Origin of the sequence: Arthrobacter sp. H5 (genome assembly GCF_000520595.1) — a bacterium.
GTDB lineage: Bacteria > Actinomycetota > Actinomycetes > Actinomycetales > Micrococcaceae > Arthrobacter_D.
Genome location: NZ_KI915004.1, coordinates 35,503 through 39,967, shown reverse-complemented (window position 1 = coordinate 39,967; position 4,465 = coordinate 35,503). Strand labels below are relative to the sequence as shown.

Genomic DNA, 4,465 nt, shown 5'->3' with positions numbered 1-4,465 from the left:
GCCGCCGTTCCCGGTTCCGCTTCCGCACCCCGCCTTGCGCGCCGCGCGGGCCTGCCACCCTTTTCCAGCGCAGCTCCGTAACCCACAAGGTTCGGTTCCCGTTTGGCGGGCGGGGCGTCGCCGTTCGCGCCATCCTGCCCAGGCCCACCGCCTTCGGTACCCGGTACGTCAAACGAGACGATGGGTGAGCCGACCTCGACCACCGTGCCGGGCTGCTCATGCAGTTTGGCGATCACTCCCGCGTAGGGAGAGGGAAGCTCCACTACGGCCTTGGCGGTTTCGATGTCTGCGATCACCTGGTTCAATTCCACGGTGTCCCCAACAGCCACATGCCAGCTGACTATCTCCGATTCGGTCAGGCCCTCGCCCAGATCGGGAAGCTTGAATTCCTTAATCACAGTTCCCACTAACCTTCCAGTCCGCTGAGTGAATTGGTGCGGCCCATTGCGCGGTCCACCCCGTCAAGTATCCGGTCAAGATCCGGAAGGTGATGGAATTCAACCTTGGAGTACGGGTAAGGGATATCGAAACCCGTCACCCGCACCGGCGCGTGCTCCAAATAGTGGAAACACCGTTCAGTGATGCTGGCGGCAATCTCCGCGCCGATCCCGCCTGACTGGGCCGCCTCATGCGTGATCACGAGCCGGCCGGTCTTGCGGACGGAGGCTTCAATGGTGGCGAAATCGATGGGGGCGAGGGACCGGAGGTCAATGATCTCGACAGAGATGCCGTCGTCGGATGCGGCAATTGCCGCATCCCTCGCGGTGGGGACCAGTGGGCCATAAGCCACCAGGGTGACGTCGCTTCCCTCCGTGACAATCCGTGCATCCTCCATGCTGGAAGCGGTGATGTCCACCGACTCATCCACCTCGCCTTTGACGTGGTAGCGGCGCTTTGGCTCGAAGTACAGCACCGGGTCATCACTCGAAATAGCCTGCTGGATCATGATGTAGGCATCCTGCGGGTTGGACACACTGATCACCCGCAGACCGGAGGTATGGGTGAAGTACGCTTCCGGCGACTCGGAATGGTGTTCCGGTGAACCGATGCCGCCACCAAATGGCACCCGGATAGTCAGCGGCATCTTCACTGCGCCCTGGGTGCGGTAATGGAGCTTGGCAACCTGGCAGACAATCTGGTCGAAAGCCGGATAGATGAAGCCGTCAAACTGAATCTCCACCACCGGACGGTACCCGCGGTATGCCATGCCCACGGCGGTTCCCATGATGGCGGACTCCGCCAGTGGGGAATCCATGACACGGTGCTGCCCAAAATCCTTCTGCAGGCCCTCGGTTATGCGGAACACTCCGCCTAGTTTGCCGATGTCCTCGCCCATGAGAACAACCTTGGGGTCATTCTCCATCGCCTTGCGGAGACCCGCATTGATGGCCCGGCCAAATGTCATGGTGGACATTAGCGGCTCACCTCCTTGGAGGAATCAGAATCAGTGGAGTCAAATGACGCCAGATAGCGCTCATAGTGGTCCTGCTGGCGGTCAAGCCAGGAATTGGGGGTGCTGTAGACGTTCTTGAAGACGTCCATCGCCTCGGGCTCCGCCATGGTGACGCAGCCTTCGCGCAGCCGGGCCGCGACGTCGTCGGCCGTGGCCCTCACCGAGTCCGTGAAGTCGGATGACAACAGTCCCCGCTCATCGAGCAGGCCGGCAAGCCGCGCTATGGGGTCTTTGGCCGCCCAATCCTCCAACTCGTTGGCATCCCGGTATTTGGTGGGGTCATCCGCAGTGGTGTGGGGACCCATCCGGTAAGTCACCGCTTCAATGAAACTGGGGCCGCCACCGGTCCGTGCACGTTCCAGCGCTTCCCGGGTGACCGCCATGCAGGCAAGAACGTCGTTCCCATCGACCCTCACAGACGGAATGCCGAACCCCGGCGCCCGCTGCGCGATTGGTACATGGGCTTGCAGTCCAACCGGCTCAGAAATTGCCCAGTGATTGTTCTGGCAGAAAAAAATGACCGGGGCCTGGTAGCTTGCTGCGAAGACCAGCGCCTCATTGACATCACCCTGGCTGGTGGCACCGTCACCGAAATAGGTGACGGCCACGGCATCGTCGCCATCATGTTGGATGCCCATCGCATAGCCGGTGGCGTGGAGGGTCTGTGCACCGATGATCACCTGGGGCGTTGCCATGTTGATTTCGAACGGATCCCAACCGGAGGACGCGTTCCCCCGCCAGACCCTGAGGATGTCCGTCAGATCCACTCCGCGGCAGTAGGCCACGGCGTTCTCCCGGTAGCTTGAGAAGACAAAGTCATCCACCCGCAGCGCACGGCCGGACCCGATCTGCGCGGCCTCCTGGCCCAGCAACGGTGGCCACAGGGCAAGCTCGCCCTGCCGCTGCAGCGCCGTGGCTTCGGAGTCGATCCTTCGGACCACAACCATGTCCTCATACAGGGACTGAAGGGCCGGGCCGTCAATGTCCTCCACCCAGCGGTCGTACACAGCATTCTGCCGGCGCTCTCCCTGGGGAGTGATGAGCTGGACCAGCTCATTCCCGTCGCCGCCAGACACAACGTCATTCAGAGCCACAATTGCACGCAACCTTCGTCTTCGCAGCCGGTGGACCCCGTTATCGGGAGTTCGCCGGCACCCGGGCGTCGTTACCCAAAGATATTGTGACCCTACTCACGGGGGCCACACAGCACAACCGATTGATCATTGACTGAGCATTATGCACTATTTGCCAAACGTCCGTCGTGCTAATGTTGCGCACTATGCAACCGCTGGACACCACCGACACCCGACTCCTGATGGCCCTGGCCAAAGACCCGCGCCGCACCGTGGTTGCGCTGGCGCAGAAGCTTGGCCTCTCCCGAAACACCGTCCAAGCACGGATGACCCAGCTTGAGAAGAAGTCGGTTTTCCTGTCCTTTGAGCGCCGGATCAACCCGGCGGCTCTGGGGTACCCGCTCATGGCCTTCATCCACGTCCACGTGGACCAGCGGAAGCTGACGGAAGTCACCCACCGGCTGTCCGAGATTCCCGAAGTGCTGGAGGCATACGGGCTGACCGGTCAGGCGGACATTCTTGTCCGGGTGGTCTCAGCCGACGCGGAGGACCTTTTCAGGATCAATGGAAAGATCCTGGGCTGCGATGGCGTGGAGCGATGCGACACGTCGCTCGCGATGGGCGAACTGGTCCCCTACCGCGTGGAGCCTCTCCTGGAGCGCGGACCCCGCAGCTAACTGCAGGATCCCGGAAAGGGTTTGCACCCATCCAAAGGACGCCTCTGGTTCGAACAGTGGTCAAAGCTCCCGAAGGAGGAGCTCGACCGGAAACCACATAGTGGGATCTGGTGACTTTGAAAGAAGGCAAGCCATGCGCACCTCTCCAAACCGTCTCTTAGCCACAGTCTTCGGAGCCGTCTACCTCCTGGTGGGCATCCTGGGATTTTTTGTCACAGCGGGTGTCGGCTTCTTCGCCACCGAGGGAAATGTCCTGATTGTCTTTGAGGTCAACCCTCTGCATAACGTGATTCACCTCGCCATCGGTGCTGCCCTGTTGCTGGGAGGACTCAACTCTGTGGCGGCGGCCAAAGGCGTTAACACCACTGTGGGTGCCGTCTACCTGCTCGTTGGCATCCTTGGGCTGTTCCTGGTCGGAACCAGCCTGAACATCATCGCGCTCAATGGTGCGGACAACGTCCTCCACCTGGCCAGTGCTGTGCTGCTCCTCGGAGTTGGACTCTCACAGGACAAGCGCGCCAGCAACACCCGCGCCCGCGCCCACGCAGCCTGATCCCCGCCCGGATCTGATGCCCACCATGTCCTCCACACAGCTTGCAGACCGGGGTGCTCCCGCGCCCACGACGGCGGACGGGCAGCATGGCCCCGCACAGCCTCCGGCAGCCGTCCTGCCGGAGGCTGTGCGGCAGCTGGGCGCTTTTGCCGCTTTCGGGTCAGGGCTGATGTTCTTTGCGCTTGCCTCCGATGTTCTCGTAGCCTCCACACCGGACTTGTCCGGCTGGTACTACGGACCGGCCGGCGCCATGCTGGTCTGGGCTGTTCTTCAAACGGCCTGGGCCGTTGCCTTTCTCCGCGCCGGTGACCAACGCCCTTCCTTTGTCAGCAGGCTCCTCCTGGCAACTTTGCCGGCACTCCTGCCGATTGCCTGCACAACATCGATCGCGGTTCTGGGATGGAGCGCCTTCCTGGTGCCCCCAACCACCCGCACCCTGAGCGCAACGCTGATATCCGCCGTCGTGCTTCAACTCATTCTCCTGTCCTGCCTGGGTTACCTGCGGCGGCGGGTTGCCGCTGCTCCGAAACCGGCACGTCCTCCTTCCGCCGGCAGGCTTCTCGCCGCGATGTTTGCCTCCGCGCTGCTCGTTGCCCGCGTCGCGACTCCGGGACTTGCGGCGTCCACAGCGGGCGACTTCGCCGTCCCCCACGGTGAGCACGAAACTGGCCAACCCGGGCCCATGCCGCAGCCGTCGGAACCACACGGA

General features: G+C 62.4%; 6 protein-coding genes. 3 read left to right on the top strand and 3 right to left on the bottom strand.

What is annotated here, in order from left to right:
* From Y708_RS0114600 to pdhA, 3 genes are all read right to left on the bottom strand, one after another.
* On the bottom strand, window positions 1-398 hold a 398-nt coding region (locus Y708_RS0114600), incomplete at its 3' end, for a biotin/lipoyl-containing protein (RefSeq protein WP_343212979.1).
* Window positions 399-406: 8 nt separating this feature from the next.
* On the bottom strand, window positions 407-1,414 hold the full coding sequence (locus Y708_RS0114595) for an alpha-ketoacid dehydrogenase subunit beta (RefSeq protein ID WP_028280498.1): 1,008 nt from the start codon (window positions 1,412-1,414) through the stop codon (window positions 407-409).
* Window positions 1,414-2,547 carry a pyruvate dehydrogenase (acetyl-transferring) E1 component subunit alpha gene (gene pdhA, locus Y708_RS0114590; RefSeq protein ID WP_028280497.1) on the bottom strand — a complete coding sequence of 378 codons (1,134 nt, stop codon included), beginning with the start codon at window positions 2,545-2,547 and terminating at the stop codon, window positions 1,414-1,416. Before pdhA ends, Y708_RS0114595 begins: the two co-directional genes overlap by 1 nt.
* Window positions 2,548-2,732: 185 nt before the next feature.
* Here pdhA and Y708_RS0114585 point away from each other — a divergent pair, with 185 nt between their 5' ends.
* From Y708_RS0114585 to Y708_RS29895, 3 genes are all read left to right on the top strand, one after another.
* Window positions 2,733-3,203 (top strand): Lrp/AsnC family transcriptional regulator, encoded by a 471-nt coding sequence (locus Y708_RS0114585; RefSeq protein ID WP_028280496.1) that lies wholly within the window; start codon window positions 2,733-2,735, stop codon window positions 3,201-3,203.
* A 133-nt stretch (window positions 3,204-3,336) separates the two neighbouring features.
* Window positions 3,337-3,756, top strand: a complete 420-nt coding sequence (locus tag Y708_RS0114580) for a DUF4383 domain-containing protein (protein ID WP_028280495.1) — start codon at window positions 3,337-3,339, stop codon at window positions 3,754-3,756.
* Between the two features lie 25 nt (window positions 3,757-3,781).
* The coding region (locus Y708_RS29895; RefSeq protein WP_162150481.1) for a hypothetical protein at window positions 3,782-4,465 on the top strand (684 nt) is incomplete at its 3' end.

What these genes read in the sequence shown, in the direction of transcription:
- Y708_RS0114585 (WP_028280496.1), top strand. Translation starts at nt 2,733, where the DNA reads ATGCAACCGCTGGACACCACCGACACCCGACTCCTGATGGCCCTGGCC.
- Y708_RS0114595 (WP_028280498.1), bottom strand. Translation starts at nt 1,414, where the DNA reads ATGTCCACCATGACATTTGGCCGGGCCATCAATGCGGGTCTCCGCAAG.
- Y708_RS0114580 (WP_028280495.1), top strand. Translation starts at nt 3,337, where the DNA reads ATGCGCACCTCTCCAAACCGTCTCTTAGCCACAGTCTTCGGAGCCGTC.